21 protein-coding genes are annotated in these 16,859 nt (G+C 71.1%); 10 read left to right on the top strand and 11 right to left on the bottom strand.

What is annotated here, in order from left to right:
- Positions 1–2: 2 nt before the first annotated feature.
- A complete protein-coding gene (locus IE317_RS10210) occupies positions 3–1,349 on the top strand; it encodes an FAD-dependent oxidoreductase (protein WP_229902624.1) in 1,347 nt (448 codons plus the stop codon).
- On the opposite strand, the gene IE317_RS10205 is transcribed toward IE317_RS10210, so the two are convergent.
- Together IE317_RS10205 and IE317_RS10200 are read right to left on the bottom strand one after the other, a co-directional pair.
- Positions 1,346–1,999, bottom strand: coding sequence for a response regulator transcription factor (locus IE317_RS10205; protein ID WP_191308633.1), 654 nt, complete (start codon positions 1,997–1,999; stop codon positions 1,346–1,348). The genes IE317_RS10210 and IE317_RS10205 overlap by 4 nt on opposite strands.
- The gene (locus IE317_RS10200; protein ID WP_191308630.1) at positions 1,939–3,759 is read right to left on the bottom strand and encodes a sensor histidine kinase; all 1,821 of its coding nucleotides are present in this window, start codon (positions 3,757–3,759) and stop codon (positions 1,939–1,941) included. Before IE317_RS10200 ends, IE317_RS10205 begins: the two co-directional genes overlap by 61 nt.
- Positions 3,760–3,923: 164 nt before the next feature.
- Here IE317_RS10200 and IE317_RS10195 point away from each other — a divergent pair, with 164 nt between their 5' ends.
- The 3 genes from IE317_RS10195 to IE317_RS10185 all read left to right on the top strand — a co-directional run bounded on the left by IE317_RS10195 (position 3,924) and on the right by IE317_RS10185 (position 5,864).
- On the top strand, positions 3,924–4,637 hold the full coding sequence (locus tag IE317_RS10195; protein ID WP_191308627.1) for an ABC transporter ATP-binding protein: 714 nt from the start codon (positions 3,924–3,926) through the stop codon (positions 4,635–4,637).
- Positions 4,634–5,371 carry an ABC transporter permease gene (locus IE317_RS10190; protein WP_191308624.1) on the top strand — a complete coding sequence of 246 codons (738 nt, stop codon included), beginning with the start codon at positions 4,634–4,636 and terminating at the stop codon, positions 5,369–5,371. The genes IE317_RS10195 and IE317_RS10190 overlap by 4 nt, the downstream gene beginning before the upstream one ends.
- Positions 5,372–5,471: 100 nt before the next feature.
- The gene (locus IE317_RS10185; RefSeq protein ID WP_191308622.1) at positions 5,472–5,864 is read left to right on the top strand and encodes an SCO5389 family protein; all 393 of its coding nucleotides are present in this window, start codon (positions 5,472–5,474) and stop codon (positions 5,862–5,864) included.
- On the opposite strand, the gene IE317_RS10180 is transcribed toward IE317_RS10185, so the two are convergent.
- The 4 genes from IE317_RS10180 to IE317_RS10165 all read right to left on the bottom strand — a co-directional run bounded on the left by IE317_RS10180 (position 5,833) and on the right by IE317_RS10165 (position 8,496).
- Positions 5,833–6,822 carry an LLM class flavin-dependent oxidoreductase gene (locus tag IE317_RS10180; RefSeq protein WP_191308620.1) on the bottom strand — a complete coding sequence of 330 codons (990 nt, stop codon included), beginning with the start codon at positions 6,820–6,822 and terminating at the stop codon, positions 5,833–5,835. The genes IE317_RS10185 and IE317_RS10180 overlap by 32 nt on opposite strands.
- On the bottom strand, positions 6,819–7,247 hold the full coding sequence (locus IE317_RS10175; RefSeq protein ID WP_229902623.1) for a protein-tyrosine phosphatase family protein: 429 nt from the start codon (positions 7,245–7,247) through the stop codon (positions 6,819–6,821). Before IE317_RS10175 ends, IE317_RS10180 begins: the two co-directional genes overlap by 4 nt.
- A gap of 71 nt (positions 7,248–7,318) precedes the next feature.
- Positions 7,319–7,474, bottom strand: coding sequence for a hypothetical protein (locus IE317_RS10170; RefSeq protein WP_191308617.1), 156 nt, complete (start codon positions 7,472–7,474; stop codon positions 7,319–7,321).
- Positions 7,474–8,496 (bottom strand): class E sortase, encoded by a 1,023-nt coding sequence (locus tag IE317_RS10165; RefSeq protein WP_191309116.1) that lies wholly within the window; start codon positions 8,494–8,496, stop codon positions 7,474–7,476. Before IE317_RS10165 ends, IE317_RS10170 begins: the two co-directional genes overlap by 1 nt.
- A 240-nt stretch (positions 8,497–8,736) precedes the next feature.
- Between IE317_RS10165 and crgA the strand changes: the two genes are divergently transcribed.
- Both crgA and IE317_RS10155 read left to right on the top strand, forming a co-directional pair.
- Positions 8,737–9,003: a cell division protein CrgA gene (gene crgA / locus IE317_RS10160; protein ID WP_043787021.1), complete on the top strand. Its 267-nt coding sequence runs from the start codon at positions 8,737–8,739 to the stop codon at positions 9,001–9,003.
- Positions 9,004–9,073: 70 nt separating this feature from the next.
- Positions 9,074–9,487 carry a PH domain-containing protein gene (locus tag IE317_RS10155; RefSeq protein WP_229902622.1) on the top strand — a complete coding sequence of 138 codons (414 nt, stop codon included), beginning with the start codon at positions 9,074–9,076 and terminating at the stop codon, positions 9,485–9,487.
- On the opposite strand, the gene IE317_RS10150 is transcribed toward IE317_RS10155, so the two are convergent.
- Both IE317_RS10150 and IE317_RS10145 read right to left on the bottom strand, forming a co-directional pair.
- Positions 9,484–10,443 carry a rhomboid family intramembrane serine protease gene (locus tag IE317_RS10150; RefSeq protein ID WP_191308614.1) on the bottom strand — a complete coding sequence of 320 codons (960 nt, stop codon included), beginning with the start codon at positions 10,441–10,443 and terminating at the stop codon, positions 9,484–9,486. The two genes, IE317_RS10155 and IE317_RS10150, sit on opposite strands and share 4 nt — an antisense overlap.
- 38 nt (positions 10,444–10,481) lie before the next feature.
- Complete coding sequence (locus IE317_RS10145; protein WP_191308611.1) at positions 10,482–11,000, bottom strand: peptidylprolyl isomerase; 519 nt, start codon at positions 10,998–11,000, stop codon at positions 10,482–10,484.
- Positions 11,001–11,090: 90 nt separating this feature from the next.
- On the opposite strand from IE317_RS10145, the gene IE317_RS10140 reads away from it, so the two are divergent.
- The gene (locus tag IE317_RS10140) at positions 11,091–11,627 is read left to right on the top strand and encodes a hypothetical protein (protein WP_191308609.1); all 537 of its coding nucleotides are present in this window, start codon (positions 11,091–11,093) and stop codon (positions 11,625–11,627) included.
- 79 nt (positions 11,628–11,706) lie between these two features.
- On the opposite strand, the gene IE317_RS10135 is transcribed toward IE317_RS10140, so the two are convergent.
- Both IE317_RS10135 and IE317_RS10130 read right to left on the bottom strand, forming a co-directional pair.
- The gene (locus IE317_RS10135) at positions 11,707–12,159 is read right to left on the bottom strand and encodes a DUF6918 family protein (protein ID WP_176173818.1); all 453 of its coding nucleotides are present in this window, start codon (positions 12,157–12,159) and stop codon (positions 11,707–11,709) included.
- 146 nt (positions 12,160–12,305) lie between these two features.
- Positions 12,306–12,836 (bottom strand): DUF2020 domain-containing protein, encoded by a 531-nt coding sequence (locus IE317_RS10130; RefSeq protein WP_191308607.1) that lies wholly within the window; start codon positions 12,834–12,836, stop codon positions 12,306–12,308.
- A gap of 82 nt (positions 12,837–12,918) precedes the next feature.
- On the opposite strand from IE317_RS10130, the gene IE317_RS10125 reads away from it, so the two are divergent.
- The 3 genes from IE317_RS10125 to IE317_RS10115 are packed head-to-tail and all read left to right on the top strand — an operon-like array spanning position 12,919 to position 15,662.
- On the top strand, positions 12,919–13,569 hold the full coding sequence (locus tag IE317_RS10125) for a hypothetical protein (protein ID WP_191308604.1): 651 nt from the start codon (positions 12,919–12,921) through the stop codon (positions 13,567–13,569).
- 1 nt (position 13,570) lies between these two features.
- Complete coding sequence (locus tag IE317_RS10120) at positions 13,571–14,209, top strand: pyridoxine/pyridoxamine 5'-phosphate oxidase (protein ID WP_191308602.1); 639 nt, start codon at positions 13,571–13,573, stop codon at positions 14,207–14,209.
- 55 nt (positions 14,210–14,264) lie between these two features.
- Positions 14,265–15,662, top strand: a complete 1,398-nt coding sequence (locus IE317_RS10115; protein WP_191308599.1) for an alpha/beta hydrolase — start codon at positions 14,265–14,267, stop codon at positions 15,660–15,662.
- Here IE317_RS10115 and IE317_RS10110 read toward each other — a convergent pair.
- Entirely contained in the window at positions 15,640–16,845 is a 1,206-nt protein-coding gene (locus IE317_RS10110) for a cytochrome P450 (RefSeq protein ID WP_191308597.1), read from the bottom strand. The genes IE317_RS10115 and IE317_RS10110 overlap by 23 nt on opposite strands.
- Positions 16,846–16,859 lie beyond the last annotated feature (14 nt).

Here is a 16,859-nt window from a genome sequence, read left to right as displayed (position 1 = left end):
GAGTGAGCCGTTCTCTTCGTGTAGCCGTGGTCGGTGCCGGTCCCGCCGGGATCTACGCCGCCGACATCCTGGACAAGTCCGACGCCGACGTCTCGATCGACCTGTTCGAGCGGATGCCCGCGCCGTTCGGGCTGATCCGGTACGGCGTCGCGCCCGACCACCCGCGCATCAAGGGCATCGTGACGGCGCTGGAGAAGGTGCTCTCGAAGCCGAACATCCGGCTGCTGGGCAACATCGACTACGGCACCGACATCAAGCTCGACGAGCTGCGCGAGTTCTACGACGCGGTGATCTTCTCCACCGGGGCGTCCGCCGACCGCGCGCTCGACATCCCGGGCATCGACCTGGACGGCAGCTACGGCGCCGCCGACTTCGTGTCCTGGTACGACGGCCACCCCGACGTGCCCCGCACCTGGCCGCTGACCGCGTCTTCGGTCGCGGTCCTCGGCGTCGGGAACGTCGCGCTGGACGTGGCGCGGGTCCTGGCGAAGACGGCCGACGAGCTGCTGGCCACCGACATCCCGGACAACGTCTACCAGGGGCTCAAGGCGAGCCCGGTGACGGACGTGCACGTGTTCGGCCGCCGCGGCCCGGCGCAGGCGAAGTTCACGCCGCTGGAGCTGCGCGAGCTGGACCACTCGCCGAACGTCGAGGTCATCGTGTACCCCGAGGACATCGAGTTCGACGACGGCAGCATCGCGGCCCTGCGCGCGTCGAAGCAGATCGACATGGTGGTGAAGACGCTGCAGGAGTGGGCCATCCGCGAGCCGGGCACCCGTCCGCGCCGGCTGCACCTGCACTTCTTCCACTCGCCGGCCGAAGTCCTCGGCGAGGACGGCAAGGTGACGGGCCTGCGCACCGAGCGGACCGAGCTGACCGGCGACGGCAACGTCCGCGGCACTGGCGAGTTCCACGACTGGGACGTCCAGGCGGTGTACCGCGCGGTCGGCTACCTGTCGTCGCACCTGCCGGAGCTGCCGTTCGACCACGTGGCGGGCGTGGTGCCCAACCAGGCCGGGCGCGTGCTGGACCTGGACGAGAACCAGCTGCCGGGCGTGTACGTGACGGGCTGGATCAAGCGCGGCCCGGTGGGCCTGATCGGCCACACGAAGGGCGACGCGGCGGAGACGATCGCGAGCCTGCTGGCGGACGCTCCGACGTTGGCCGCCCCGAAGTTCGCGTCCCCGGACGCCATCCTCGACTTCCTCGAGGCGCGCGGCATCCCGTTCACCAACTGGGACGGCTGGGGACGGCTCGACGCGCACGAGAAGGCGCTGGGCTCGGCGGCGGGCCGCGAGCGGGTCAAGGTGGTCGAGCGCGAGGAGTTGACCCGGATCTCACGCGGCTAAGAACCCAGGTACGCCAGCACGGCCAGCACCCGGCGATTGGTGTCGTCCGAAGCGGAAATGCCCAGCTTCGCGAAGATGTTCGCCGTGTGCTTGCCGACCGCTCCTTCGCTGAAGTGCAGCCGGGACGCGATCGCCGCGTTGGAACAGCCTTCCGCCATCAGCGACAGGACCTCGCGCTCGCGCGGGGTCAGCGCCGCCAGTGGGTCGGAAGCGTTGCCCGCCACCAGTTTCGCGATCACCTCGGGGTCCATCACGGTGCCGCCCGCCGCGACCCGGCGGACGGCGTCGATGAACTGCTCCGCGTTGAAGACGCGGTCCTTCAGCAGGTAGCCGATCGCGCCCGTGCCGTCGGCCAGCAGTTCACGCGCGTACAGCTGCTCGACGTGCTGGGACAGCACGAGGATCGGCAGCCCGGGCACTTCCCGGCGGGCGGCCAGGGCGGCCTGCAGGCCCTCGTCGGTGTTCGTCGGCGGCATTCTGACGTCCACAATGGACACCTCGGGTCGGTGTTCGCGCAGGGCGGCCACGAGTTCCGGGCCGGTGGCAACCGCCGCGACGACGTCGAAGCCGTGCGCGGTCAGGAGGTGTGTCAGGCCGTCTCGGAGGAGGTATTGGTCCTCGGCGACGAGGGTTCTTGGTCGATCTGACACGGGATCTCCAGGGTCGCCTTCGTCGGGCCGCCGATCGGGCTGGTCAGCGTCAACCTACCGTCGAAGCCTCCCAGCCGGCGCTCGATTCCGCGCAATCCTGAGCCGCGGGCCGGGTTCGCGCCACCCGGGCCGTCGTCGGTCACCACGACCGTCAGAAGGCCGTCCGCGAAGCCCACCTCGATCGACACGCGTTTCGCGCCGTGCTTGGCCGCGTTGCCGAGCAGTTCGGACACCGCGAAGTACACGCACGCCTCCACGGGTTCCCCGACCCGTCCCGGCAGCGAGCCCCTGACCTCCGACTTCAGCGGGCTGTCCAGCGCCACCGCCCGCACGGCGTCCAGCAGCCCGCGTTCCGAAAGCACCGGCGGGTGGATGCCGCGGATCAGTACCCGCAGCTCGGTGAGCGCTTCCGACGACGCCGCACGCAGCTCCGCCGCGAGCCGTTTGGCCGCCGCCGGGTCGGTGTCCACCAGCGCCTCGACCGCGCCCAGCTTCATGCCCATGGCGACCAGCCGCGACTGGATGCCGTCGTGCAGGTCACGCTCGATCCGGCGCAGCTCGGCGGCCTGCGTGACGGTGACGTCGGACCGGGTCTGCTTCAGCCGTTCGACGCGCTGGGCGAGCCGGGTCGACTCGGTCGGCCCGAACCACAGGCGGGCGAAGCGGGCCTGCTGGCGGGCGAGCCACGGCGCCGGCGCCACGGCGATGACCAGCGCCAGCACGATCACCGGCGTCTGCGCGAGCGCGCCGAGGTGCGTCGACACCGCGGGCAGTGGGTACCACTCGGCCGGCGAGGACGCGAACGGCCGCCAGAACCAGAGCACCGAGAGGCCGGTCATCGCCCAGCCGAACAACGCGAGCGCCGGCAGCGAGCACCCGAGCGACACGAGGGAGCTCAGCGCACCGCCCGCGATGTCCCGCCAGGTGGCCCGGTCGCGCAGGATCCACCGCATCCGGGCGTGCTGGAGCGGCCAGAACGGCTCCTCGTACAGCTGCCTGCCGACCTGGTAGAGCCCGTCGGCGCGGGGCACCGGCAATCCGGGCGGCGGCAGGTACGGACGCGGGATCCGCACTCCGGTCCAGTTCTCGGCCTCCCGGCGAAGCGTGTCCGTGGTCGACCGGCTCCACTGCACGACCCGGGCCGCCAGCATCGGGGCGCCGACCATGACGACCAGCTGCACCGCCGAGAAGATCAGCTGCACCAGGGAAAGCGCGAGGATGCCGAACTGGTGGCCGAGTGACTCGAGGTGCCGGTGCACCCAGTTCCGGCGCGGCTCGGCAGGCGGGCGGGGCCCGAGCCACCAGCGCGTCCACCGGCCGTAGCCGCGCAGCACCACGGGACCGCCGAGCAAGGTGGCGACCGGCAACAGCAGCGTGCACAGCGGGTTCACCAGCTGCCAGCTGAACTCGCGGGCCGTCGCCGGATCCTCCATCGCCCAGGTGAGCCGGTGCTGCCAGCTGATCCAGAACGCCCGCTTGTAGAGCTGGTTGCCGTCGCGGTACCAGCCGTCGCGTTCACGAACCGGCGCCGGCGGCTCCGGCCGGTACGGCACTTCGACCTCGACACCGCACCAGCGCGCGGACAACGCCCGCATGGTCGCCGACCGGCCGCGGGCCCAGACGACCGCCGGTCCGAAGAAGAACACCAGCCCGCCGCAGAGCAGCGCGAACGTGAACAGCTGGATCAGCACGTCCACCCAGCTGAGCAACGAAAACGCGGCCAGCGCGAACGCCCGGCCAATCGCACGCAGGTACGTCATGGCACCTCCTCCCCCGGATCCTCGCCGACGCACGCTGGACCGCGCACTGCCCGAAGCCCCCCGAACGGGGTGGGCCCAGCCCCACCCCCGCTTCAGCAAAACGCTACCTGAGCTGGGGATTCAGCGTCATTACCCACGCGGCCGCCGGTTCGTAGTTTCGAACCATGCCACTCATCGAAGTCACCGACCTCCGCAAGCGCTACGGCACCCGGGTCGCGGTCGACGGCGTTTCGTTCACCGTCGAGCGCGGCGAAATCTTCGGCATCCTCGGCACGAACGGCGCCGGGAAGACCACCACCGTCGAATGCCTCCAGGGCCTCCGTCAGGCCGACGGGGGCACGATCTCCGTCCTCGGCCTGGACCCGGCGGTGGACCACGCGGCGCTGACCCGCCGCGTCGGCGTCCAGCTGCAGGAAAGCCAGCTGCCCGCGAAGCTGCGGGTGCGCGAAGCGCTGGAGCTGTTCGCGTCCTTCTACCCCGAGCCGGCCGACATCGACGTCCTGCTGGAGCAGCTCGACCTGACCGAGCACGCCCGCCGCTCCTTCGGGAAGCTGTCCGGCGGTCAGAAACAGCGCGTCTCGATCGCACTGGCCCTGGTGGGGCAGCCGGAGCTGGCGATACTGGACGAACTGACCACCGGGCTCGACCCGCACGCCCGCCGCGAGACCTGGCGGCTCGTCGAAGGCGTCCGCGCCACCGGCGTCACGGTCCTGCTCGTCACCCACTTCATGGACGAAGCCGAGCGGCTCTGCGACCGCGTCGCGATCTTCGACGCCGGGCGCGTGGTCGCCACCGGCACCCCGACCGAGCTCCGCGCCGCGGCCGGAGCCTCCACTTTGGACGACGCGTTCGTCTCGCTGACCAGGAGCGCCCGATGACCACCGCCTTCGCCAAGATCACCACCACCGAAACGAAGCTCTTCCTCCGGTCGCCGGTCATGGCGGCCGCCGGCATCCTGCTGCCGTCGATCCTGTTGCTGGCGATCGGCGCGATCCCGGGCATGACCGAGCCGAGCGAAAAGGCCGGCGGCTACCGGTTCATCGACGCCTGGGTGCCGTCGCTGATCGTCATCAGCCTCGCGACGCTCGCGCTGCAGTCGATCCCGGCCGCCGTCGCCACCTACCGCGAGCAGGGCGTGCTGCGCCGGCTGGCCACCACCCCGGTGCACCCGGCCAACCTGCTGGGCGCGCAGCTGCTCATCCACGTCACGGTCTCGCTGGCGGGGATCGCGCTCGTGCTGGGGCTGGGCAACGCCGTCTACGACGTCCCGCTGCCGAAGCACCCGCTGTCGTTCGCGCTGACGCTGGTGCTCGGGGTGGTCGCGACGTTCGCGCTGGGCCTGATCGCGGCCGCGGTCGCCCGCACGTCGAAGGCCGCCACCGGAGTCGCGATGGTCGCCTTCCTCCCGATCATGTTCTTCGGCGGCGTCTACCTGCCGCGGCCGCTCCTGCCCGAGGTCCTGCGCCGGATCGGCGACTACCTGCCGCCGGGCTCGCAGGCGCTGCAGGACGCCTGGGTCGGGACCGGCGTCCAGCCGCTGCAGCTCGCCGCGCTCGCCGCCTTCGCGGTGCTCGGAACGGCGCTGGCGGCGAAGCTCTTCCGGTGGGAGTGACCGGGCCTTCCGCCAAAGTGGTGATGATCATCGTTTTCTCTTGTGGCCGGGCCACCCGGCCGGTAGCCAAGAGGGTGGCCCTGCTCAAACTGGAGGTTCGATGTCCCTGGACGTGTCACCCGCGTTGCTGGAGAAGGCCGAGCGCGGGGAGGTCACCGACGCCGAGTTCGTCACTTGCGTCAAGGAATCCCTGCCGTACGCCTGGGAGGTCATCACCGGCGTCATCGCCGACGCCGAGGGCGCGGCGGACGGGTTCGCCGACAACGAGACGCCGCCGCCGAGCGAGGCCGCCCGCGGGCAGCTGCTGCGGGCACTGGCCTCGGACGCGATCCGCGGCGGCCTCGAACGCCACTTCGGCGTCAAGCTGGCCTTCCAGAACTGCCACCGGGTCGCCGTGTTCCGCCAGTCCGAACTGGACGGTGACCGCTACCGCGCGTTCGTCTCGCCGCGTGGCCAGCTGCTCAACCAGAGCCCGGAACTGCGGGACTGCTAGCCCGCAGCGCGGGCAGCACCTCGGTGCCGATCCGCGCGATGTTCGCGAACGTGCCCTCCGGCGTACCCGACGCTTCCACGAGCATCAGCACGTGGGAGACGCCGGTGCGCCGGAGGCTCGTTTCCAGCGTCCGGACGCAGTGGGCCGCGTCGCCGACCGGGTGGATGGCGCAGAGCCGTTCGGCGTACTCCCCCGGATCGCGGGACGGCCCCGGTCTCCCGTCGACGGTGACGTGCGCGGCGAGGCCGTCCTCGAGCCAGCCGGGCAGCGCGTTCCGCACCACTTCGGCGTCACCCACCTGGCAGAGCACGGTCGAGATGTGGTTCGCGGGCTTTCCGTAGCCGGCGACGGTGTCGGCTTTTTCTTCGTCATCGGCGTGCAAGCCGAGCAGCAGCGGCAGATCTCGTTCGGCGGCCTGCCGGACCGCGGCCGACGTCGGTCCCCCGCACGCGACGACGACATCCGCCCGGCGTTCCGGCGTCGGCACCACGGGCACCTCCCGGAAGGCGAAGTGCCGCCCCTGAGCGCCGACGCGGCCGGTGGTGGCGTGCAGGAAGACGTCGAGGGCCTCTTCGAAGCCGGTCTCGTACCGGTCGAGCCCGGTGCCGAAGACCTCGAGGTCCTGCCACGGGCCCCCGCGGCCGAGGCCGAGCCGCAGCCGTCCGCCGGAAACGGCGTCGAGCATCGCCCACTGCTCGGCCAGCGCGACCGGGTGCGTGGTCGACAGGACGCTGACCGCGGTCCCGACCCCGATCCGCGACGTCCGCCCGAGCACGTGCGCGGCGAGGGTGATCGCGGACGGGCAGACGCCGTAGGGCATGAAGTGGTGCTCGGCGAACCAGACGTCGTCGAAGCCGGCTTCTTCGGCCAGTTCGGCCGCACGGACCGACCGGCGGAGGACGTCGCCGTCCGCCTGGCCGGGGAAGCGGCCGCTGACCAGGAAGACGCCGAACCTCAAGAATCGAGCTCCGCCAGCAGCCGGGCCGTCGGCAGGCCGCTCTCGAGGTACCGCACGAAGAGCCGGTTGTGCAGCGCCCGCGACGAGCGCCGCTGCCGGACGCGGTCGATGGCCGCCGGTACGCCGAGCCCGAGTTCGACGAGCGCCTGCGCGCCGACCAGGCCGGACCGGTTGAGCCCGGTGTGGCAGCGCACGAGCGTCAGCCGCCCGGCGCGGACCGCCTCGGCCGCGAGCACGGCGAACCGCTCGGCCTCGGCGATCTGCGCGGCGGTCAGCGGCCCGTCCGGCAGCTCGGCGAAGTGGTGCTCGATGCCGGGCGCCGGGCCGTGACCTTCGCGCTGGTAGAGGCTCAGCACGAGGTCGAACTCGCGCCGGACGACCACGGGTTCCTCGCCCGCGGCGCCCATCCGGACGTGCCCGCCCATCCACAGCCGCGGCCCGATCTCGTTCCACGGGTCTTCCGGCGGTGGGTTGTGGCGGTGCTTCCCCCGTGTCTTCAGTTGACCGCGACCTCGTTGAACCACAGCCGCGGCTCCAGCCACGGGAACACCACGAACATCAGCAGCGCGATCACGCCGAGCACCAGCACGACCGCGATCGTCAGCTTGGCCGCGAACGGGCCCGGCAGCTTCCGCCAGATCCACGCGTACATCAGGCCTCCCCGATCTTCGAGAGCAGGTCGCCGTAGTCCTTGACCTGGTCCTTCGGCACCTGCTGGGTCAGCACCGACGTGATGATGAGCCGCTCCTTGGCGGAGAACTGCGGGTGGCAGGTGGTCAGCGTGAGCAGTGCGGCCTGCTGGGCCTTGGGCAGCACGTCGGCGCCCTTGTACGGGACCGGGTTCACCGCGGTGCCCTGGCTCGGCAGCACGACCTTGCGGCCGAAGGTCTCGCTGTAGGCGCCGCCGTCCTCGGCGTTCGGATCGCGCAGGGTCGAGACGCCCTTGCACTTCGGGTCCGCGCCCTTGCCGCCGGCCCAGCCCTTCACCTCGTCGTCGTAGGGCAGGACCTTGTAGATGTAGAAGTCGGTGGAGGTCTCGATCACGATCTGGTCACAGGAGGAGAGGTTGTCCAGGTCGTTGAACGGGGCACCCTTGCCGACGCGGTGGCCGGCCACGGCGAAGTTGCCGGGCTCGCCGGGCAGCGACGTGCCCTTGTAGTGGCCGGGACCGACCTCGAGGGCGGCGTCGTCGGTGCCTTCCTGGATGGTGAAGTTGTAGTCGACGCCGAAGCTGGGGATGTGGATGCGGGCGAACGCCTTGCCGTCGACCAGCTCGGGGTGCAGCGTGCGGTCGTGCGCCCACTCGCCGTCGAGCTGGTCGCTCGCCTCGGACTGCTTGCCCGCCGAGAACAGGTCGGTCACGTACAGCTCGTAGACCATGAACAGCAGCACGACCAGACCCAGCGTGATGAGGACCTCGCCGGCCGTCCGGATCGCGACGCCGCCCTTGCCGAGGGGGGCCGGGGCGGGCTTCTCCTCGGTCGCGGTGCCCCCCTTGCCGACCGGGGCGAAGACGACGGTCTCTTCGTTCGCGCCGGGTGGCGGGGGCGGGCTGGTGTAGCGGCGGGGCGGCGGGCCCTGCGGACGCCGGGGTGGCTGGCCCTGGGGGCTGCGCTGGGGCTGGCGGGGCGGCACCTGGCCGCGCGGGGGCGTCGCGGGACGGCGTCGCGGCATGGGCTGTCCGGGGTGTCTGCGCCGGTCGTCGTCCGGTCCTTCGCGCGTAGCCACGCAAGCTCCTCTCAAGCCGCGTCGAACCCTGGGTGACCCCGTTGTCACGGTCCGGGAAATCCGACCACTCCTGGCCGCTGCTTTCCTGCGGTCGTTTACGTTAACGTGTGCACGTGGCGCTGGTTGCGCACCCTCAGCGGGACATCGCCACCAGACGAGCCCGAAGAGCACCGCGAGGAACACACGATGCCCAAGTCCAAGGTCCGCAAGAAGACCGCGTACACCCCGCCCGCCGACCGGCGCACGCCGGTGAAGGTGCGGGCGGCCGGCCCCACCGGCCTCGCCTGGAAGATCCCGATGTTCGGGTTGATGCTCCTGGGCCTGGTCTGGCTCCTGGTCAACTACATCGCCGGGGACAAGATCTCCTGGATGGCCGACCTGGGCAACTGGAACTTCGCCGGTGGGTTCGCGTTGATGATCGCGGGTCTGCTCATGACCATGCGCTGGCGCTGACTATTACTCCGTTCAGCGGCTTGACGTCGAATTACAGCGGTGTGACTCATCCCCAGTGTGGATAACCCCTGTGGATAACTACCCCACCTCCTGGGCGCCTCGTCAGGCCGTTGTGGTATCGGCCTGGGCGGTCACCGCGTTGCTGCTGGCCGGCGTGGTGACCGACGCGCTGACCGGCGACCGCGGCGGCCTGGTGCTGTTCGCGCTGGCGGCCGTCGCCGTCGGCGCGTTCGCCGCGCACGCCACGATCGTCCGGCCGCGGCTCGCCGCCGACGCCGAGGGCCTGGTGGCCCGGACGCTGGGCGGCACGCACCGGCTGCCGTGGGCGCAGACGCGCACCCGGCTCCGCACCACCCGCCGGATGGGGCGCGACGGCGTCACGCTGGAGATCGAGCACGACGACCAGCTGTACGTCTTCGGGTGGCTCGACCTCGGCGAGGACCCGCGGGACGTCCTGGACGTCCTCAGCACGCTGCGCAGCTAACGGCAGGTGTAGTACAGGCCGAACGGGTACTGGACGAACTGGCAGGTCTCCGGCGCGGCCTGCGCACCGCGGTAGACCAGCAGGCCGAGCAGCGCGACGACGATGATCCCGATGCCGATGGCCTGCCACCGCGCCTGCTCGACCTGCGGCGCGTACAGCAGCGCAACGGTGACGAGCGCGCCGGTCACCAGCCCGCCGACGTGGCCGAAGATCGAAATGCCCGATATGCCGAAGGTGATGAACGCGTTCAACGCGAGCGTGATGATCAGGCCGGTGGGGTTCAGGCGCAGCTTCAGCACCGTGACGCCGTAGGCGCCCATCAGGCCGAACAGCGCCCCGGACGCGCCCGCCGTGCCGGGGAAGCCGGCCGGGTTGTCGAACAGCAGCACCGCGGTGGACGCACCGAGCATCGAGACGAAGTAGAGCGCGAGGTAGCGGCGGCGGCCGCAGACCTGCTCGAGGGCGCGGCCCATCATCCACAGCGAGAACATGTTGACCGCGATGTGGATCGGCCCGTAGTGCAGGAACCCGTTGGTCAGGACCCGCCACCACTCGCCGTGGCCCATGGTCGCGTCGCCGTAGAGGGCGCCGTGCTGGAAGAGGGACGACAGCTGGTTGTCGTTGAGGCTCTTCGCCTGGATCACCGTGAACAGGAAGACGAGGACGTTCACCGCGAGGATGACCTGGGTGACGAGGAACGACTGCGAGAGCCGCGCGCCGAAGACGGTGCGCTGGCCGAACCCGGAGTCCTGGTAGCCGCGGTGCTGACGGCGCTGCTCCTGGCCGCCGGTGTGCACGCAGTCGGTGCACTGGAAGCCGACCGGGGCTTCGCGGAGGCAATCCGGGCACGCCGGACGCCCGCACCGGGAACAGCTCAGTCCGGTCGGGCGGTTCGGGTGCCACCAGCACCCGGGCAGCGCGGCTTGTTCGGCGGCGGGGTTCGGCGGTTGGTTCACGATGAGACCAACCTACCGAAACCCACGCGAGGAAGCCGTCAGTGCTCGACGCTGACCTTCTCGATGACGATGTCGGTCAGCGGGCGGTCCGCCGGGCCGGTCGACGTCCGGGCGATCGCGTCGACGACGTTGCGCGACTCCTGGTCGGCCACCTCGCCGAAGATCGTGTGCCGGAAGTTGAGGTGGTTGGTCGGCGCCACGGTGATGAAGAACTGCGAGCCGTTCGTGCCGGGCCCGGCGTTGGCCATGGCCAGCAGGTACGGCTTGCTGAACTGCAGCTCCGGGTGGAACTCGTCGCCGAACTTGTAGCCGGGGCCGCCGCGACCGGTACCGGTCGGGTCGCCGCCCTGCAGCATGAAGCCGTCGATGACCCGGTGGAAGATCGACCCGTCGTAGAAGGGCCCGGAGTTCGTCCCCGCCGCGTTGGGCTGGGTGTACTCCTTGGTGCCCTCCGCGAGCCCCACGAAGTTCGCCACGGTCTTGGGCGCGTGGTCCGGGAACAGGTTCAGGTGGATGTCACCCTGGTTGGTGTGCAGCGTAGCTTTCACGCAAGCCATCGTGCCATCTGCGGGCGGGCGGAGCGAAAAAGGGGCACGATAGGTTACGGGTAACAGAGCAGTGTCAAAACGAATGATGAGGTGAAGCCCATGTCCCGGGCGACAGCCCAGGCCGTCGAGACCGCCGACAAACTCGTCACCGAGGGTGTCAAGCAGGGGCGGCGCGCGCAGAAGAAGCTCGCGAAGAAGACGGAACTGACCCGCAAGGAGCTCAAGAAGAGCTCGAAGGCCGCTCGCCAGGAGGCGCTCGCGCGCCTGTCCGAGCTGCGCAAGCCGGGTCGCAAGGCGAAGAAGGCCGCCATCAAGGCCGCGAAGGCGGCCGGCGAGTCGAAGCGCCGCGGCAAGAAGGACTTCAAGGCGGCGAAGAAGGACTTCTACGCCGCTCTGTCCGAGGCCAAGTCGGCCGCCAAGGGCACCCGCAGCCGTCGCAAGTGGCCGTGGCTGCTGGGCCTGGTCGTGGTCGGCGCCGGTGCTGCCTACGCCCTCCGCTCGAAGCAGGAGCCGCCGGTCGCGCCCGCGCCGCCGAAGGCCACCCCGCCCGCGCCGAAGCCCGCCGAAGCGGCGAAGCCGAGCGCGCAGGCGAACGGCAAGGCGCCGTCCGCGGCGCCGGCCGAAAAGAAGAACTGAACAAGACGCGAAGAGGCCCCCGGGGGTGCAGCCGGGGGCCTCTTCAGTCTTGCGATGTTTCAGTCGTGCTGGAAACCGATCAGACGGCAGCGGCGTGCTTGTCGATCAGCTGGCCCAGACGCGGCAGCGCCTCCTCGACGTTCTTCTTGCCGTTCGGGCGCAGCTTCGAGTAGACCTTCTTGATGCTGTCGCGGCTGCTCTTCTCCGCGCGCGAGTCGGTGACGCTCAGCAGCGCGTCGGAAGCCTCGTCCGAGCGGCTGGACAGGTAGGCCCCGAAGTCGTTGCCGCCCTTGGCGCGGTAGTCGCCGTAGAACGGCTCGAGCGCGGAGGCGAAGTCCGGCAGCAGCGTGTCGACGGCCGAGGGGATGATGCCCGGCTTGATCTTCTTGACCGCGGCGAAGCCGGTCTTGACGACGGCACCCGAAACGCCGCCCTTGTCCGAGACCTCGGCGTCCACGAGGGTCTCGAAGTCGGAAACGACAGCCGGGCGACGGCTGGAGTCGAGCAGGATTTCCTTGAGGGTGTCAGCCACGAATCTTGTCCTTTGTCCTTGCAGAGTTGGTGCCCCGCCCCGGGGTGGGGGTCCCCGGTGGCTGCGGTGCGCGAGTCCACGAAGCCTGCGCGTGACGCACAGGGTAATACAAGATCAACATCACTCACCCGTGTGGAGGTCGCTACCTAGAGCTTCAGGGCAGCGATAGCCTTCTTGACCACTGTGCGTGCCTTGACGCTCTGCTTCTGGTTCGTCGACGCGATGACCGCCACGGAGCCCTTCGCGACCGCGTAGACGGCCCCGTCGTCGGACGACAAATAGCCTCCCTTCCAGCCGGAAGGGTCGCTCGCCGGGTTGGACGAGTCGAGCGGCGCCGCCTTGTTGACCAGCGCCGTCGCCGTTTTCGCGTCGCCGACGTACACACGGACGGTGAGCTGGATCTTCCCGTCCGGGCGATAGAAGAAGCACGCCGGGTGCGGCTGGTCGGCGGACACGCGCACCTTCGACACGTGCTGGCCGTTCGACTCGGCCACGAATTCGCTGCCGAGGTACGGGCAGTCCTCCGTCGCGCCCGGCTGGGGGTCCGGGGGCAGGCTGCCGGCGCCTGCTGCGGTGGACGCGGACGGCGGGCTGGGCGCCGCGGTGCCGGTCACGATGGTGGCGCTGCAGCCGGCCAGCAGGACCACGGCGGGCGCGAGAAGTACGAGTCGTCGCATAGCGCGGACAGTCAACCACGAAGCATGTGTGAAAACCGCTGGCTGACGGCGGCGTGACCACCGGCCGTGCGACGATGGCGACGTGCTCACCCCGGAGCAGTACCTCGGCGCGATGGCCGAGCGCATCCAGCGGGCCGGCGGGCGGCTGCACACCGTGCAGATCGGCCCCGCCACGGCCGTCGTCGGGCTGTTCACCGAGCAGGTCCTGCTCACGACGATGAACTACTGCGTGATCGCCGCCGCCGTCCCGGAGGTCAGCGCCGCGGCGCTGTACGACTTCACCGGCCGCGCGACCCAGCACGCCCGCGCGAACCTGACCGGCACCATGGGCTGGACGGCGGGCTCGGTCGTGATCGCCGGGCTCGTCGGCGGCCGCGTGTACCCCGACGCCGCGCAGGCCGCGTCGGCGAAGTCGGGCAACCAGTTCGGCGGCGAGACGCGGATGGTCGCGGTGGACCTCTCGGCGGGGCAGCTGTACGCGTTCGTCGGCGGCAAGCTCTGGGGCGCGGCGATGCAGGGCTCGGTCAACGCCAAGCTGACGTACTGCTTCCCGCAGCCCGCCGAGGTCTACCAGCAGGTCCAGTGGCAGCAGGCGCAACAGCAACCGCAGCACCCGATGCCCGCGCCGGCGCCGCAGGTCCCGCCCCCGCCGTACGCCGGCCCGGCCGGCCCGCAGCCGCCGGTGTACCCACCACCGGGGCACGCACCCCACCAGGGTCCGTACGGTTACTGACATGGTGCAGTTGCGCGGCTGGCCCTCGTTCCCCGAAGAGCTTCCCGGGTTCACGCCGGAAACGGCGCCACCGGACCCGCAGGCGCTGTTCCTCGAGTGGCTGACCGAAGCCGGCGAGCACGTGCTGGCGCCGCACGCCGTCACGCTGTCCACTGTGGATGCCGATGGCGCGCCCGACGCGCGCGTGGTGATCCTCAAGGACGTCGGCCCGACCGGCTGGGCGGTCGCGACCAGCGCGGAAAGCCCGAAGGGCCTCCAGCTGCGCAAGGACCCGCGCGCGGCACTGACGTTCTTCTGGCCCGGCCGCGGCCGGCAGGTCCGGCTGCGCGGCCCGGTCTCCCCCGCCGCGCCCGAAGTGTCGGCGGCGGACTTCCTCGCCCGGCCGCCGGCGTCCCGCGTCGAAGCGTTCATCGGGCACCAGTCGCAGGTGCTGCACGATCCGGCGGACCTCGAGGCGGCGGCCGCGGAAGCGCAGCGCTGGGTCGAGGAGAACCCGGACGTGGCCCCGGAAACCTGGACGCGGTACCTCGTGGACCCGGACGAAGTCGAGTTCTGGCAGGCCAGCCACGACCGGCGGCACGTGCGGCTGCGCTACCGGAAGTCCGGCGATGGCTGGGTCCGCGAGCGCCTCTGGCCCTGACGGCCGCTCTTTCGGGGGTATGCGGGTTCCGCGCCGGTGTGCGCATGATGCAGGCATGCGCTCGAAGATGCTGACCGCCGGGCTGGTCCTGGCGCTGACCGCCGCACTCGGGGGTGCGGCCCCGGCCGACGCGCGTCCCGGGGGACGACCGGAGCTGGCGGATCCGCACCCGTGCCCGGGACAGCCGGGCTTCACGTGCTCGACCCTGACCGTCCCGCTCGACCACACCGGCCGCGTGCCGGGCACGCTCGACCTGCCCGTGGCGACCGCCGACAACGCCAACGCGCCCAAGGGCGTGCTGCTGTTCCTCACCGGCGGCCCGGGCCAGGGCGGCGTCGGCACGATCACGCGAATCGCCAGGCAACGGCTGCCGGAAGTCGCGCAGGACTACCGGATCGTCATGCTCGACCAGCGGGGAACCGGACCTTCGGGGGCGCTGCGGTGCCCCGGTCTGCAGGCGGAGATGGGCAGTTCGGACATCGCGACGCCGTCGGCCGGCGCGGTGAAGGAGTGCGCGCGCATCCTCGGCGACACGGCCCCGCTGTACTCGACCGACCAGAGCGTGGCGGACTTCGACCAGCTCCGGCAGGCGCTCGGCGTGCCGAAGCTGGTCGTCGACGGCGTCTCGTACGGCTCGTTCACGGCGGCGCGGTACGCGATCGCCCACCCGCACAACGTCAGCAAGGTGATCCTCGATTCGGTGCTGCCCCACCACGCTTCCGCGTCGGCGTCGCTGTACCTGACGGGCATGACGGCCGAGGCACGCGTGCTGCGCGCGGCGTGCGCGGTGGCCCCGGCCTGCGGCTACGACCCGGCCGAGGACCTGGCGTGGGTGGTCCGCCACCGCAGCACCGCGGACGGTGTGCGGATCTTCGACACGGTGGTGTCGTACGAATTCGCGGATCCCTCCTACCGGAACCCGGCGGCGGGCGACATCATCGGCGCCCTGCACGAAGCCCGTACCGGCGATCCGGCGCGCTTGGACGGCCTCCTGGAGGCCTACCAGTCCGGCGGCGACGACCCGGCGTCGTTCAGCGCCGGCCTGCACGCGGCCACGCTGTGCGCGGACGGGCGGTTCCCGTGGGGCTCCGCGGCGACCCCGCTCGCGCTCCGCCGTCCGCTGCTGTCGCTGGCCGCCCACACGCTCCCCGAGTCGGCGACCTGGCCGTACACGACCGGCGTGGCCACGCAGCAGGGCTTCATCCAGAGCTGCCTGCCGTGGCCGGCGGAACACCCGGCGGCCAACCCGGCCGGGCCGCTGCCGGACGTCCCGGTCCTGCTGCTCAACGGCGACCGCGACCTGTCGACGCCGCTGGAGTGGGCGCGTGAGGAAGCGGCCCGGGCCCCGCGCGGCGAGCTGGTGATCGTGCCGGGCGAGTCGCACTCGATCCAGAACCGCGAGCGCGGCCACGCGGGGAGGGACGCGGTGCTCAGCTTCCTGCGGTCCACGTGACCGGCAGCTCGTGGACGCCGTAGATGTTCATGTCCGTGCGCAGCTTCACCTCCTCGGCCGGCACCGCCAGCGCCAGCGTCGGGAACCGGCGCAGCAGGCTGCCGAAGCCGGCGCGCATCTCGATGCGGGCCAGCTGCTGGCCGAGACACTGGTGGACGCCGTGGCCGAAGGACAGGAGCCCGCGGGCGTTGCGGCGGATGTCCAGCGTGTCCGGGTTTTCGAAGCGCCGGGGGTCGTGGTTGGCGGCGAGCAGCGAGACCACGACCGTCGAGCCCTTCGTGATCGTCTCGCCGCCGAGCTCGAGGTCCTCCGTGGCGTAGCGGAAGAAGATGTCGGCCACCGACAGGTAGCGCAGCATCTCCTCCACGGCCCCGGGCAGCAGGTCCGCGTCGGCGGCCAGCTCGGCGCGCTGCCCGGGGTGCTCCAGCAGCGCGAACGTGCCCAGCGACAGCATGTTGGCCGTCGTCTCGTGGCCCGCGAGCAGCAGCAGGAACGCCGCGCCGGTCAGCTCCTCGACGGTCAGGTCGTCGTGGCGGGCCAGGTCGGACAGGATGTCCTCGCCGGGCTCGGCGCGCTTGCTCGTGACCAGTTCGGCCAGGTAGGTGTTCAGCGCGACGTACGCGCCCATCTTCTCCTCGAGGGTCTGCTCCCGGACCATGAACTGGGCCGAGTTCGCCTGGAACGTGTCCCGGTCCGCGTAGGGCACGCCGAGCAGTTCGCAGATCACCAGCGACGGCACCGGGAGCGCGAACTCCTTGACCAGGTCGACCGGCGGGGCCAGCCGCGCGAGGTGGTCCAGCTGCCGCTCGACGACGTCGGCGATGTGCTCCTCCAGCTGCTTCATCCGCTTGACGGTGAAGGCGCCGGTGAGCTTGCGGCGCAGCCTGCTGTGCTCCGGCGGGTCCATCGCGATGAACATGCCCGGCATCGGCGGCGACGGCTCGGTGGCGGCGGGCATGCCCGTCTCGTACGGCACGTGGATGACGTCGAGGTCCAGCCGGGAGCTGAACCGCGTGTCGGCCATCATCTGCCGGACCTCTTCGTAGCCGGTGACGAGCCAGCCTTCGTGCCCGTCGGGGAACACCAGCGGGCTGACCGGGCGGGTGTCGCGCAGCCGGGTGAGCGCGCTCGGCGGGTCGAAGGGTCCCGCGTCGCGGTCCATGGGGAGTCCGTGCTGGCTCATCGGCTTTCCTTTCG

This window comes from Amycolatopsis bullii, from assembly GCF_014654205.1.
GTDB classification, from domain to species: domain Bacteria; phylum Actinomycetota; class Actinomycetes; order Mycobacteriales; family Pseudonocardiaceae; genus Amycolatopsis; species Amycolatopsis plumensis.
Note: the sequence above shows the minus strand (reverse complement) of the source record. Positions and strands in the feature narration are given on the sequence as shown.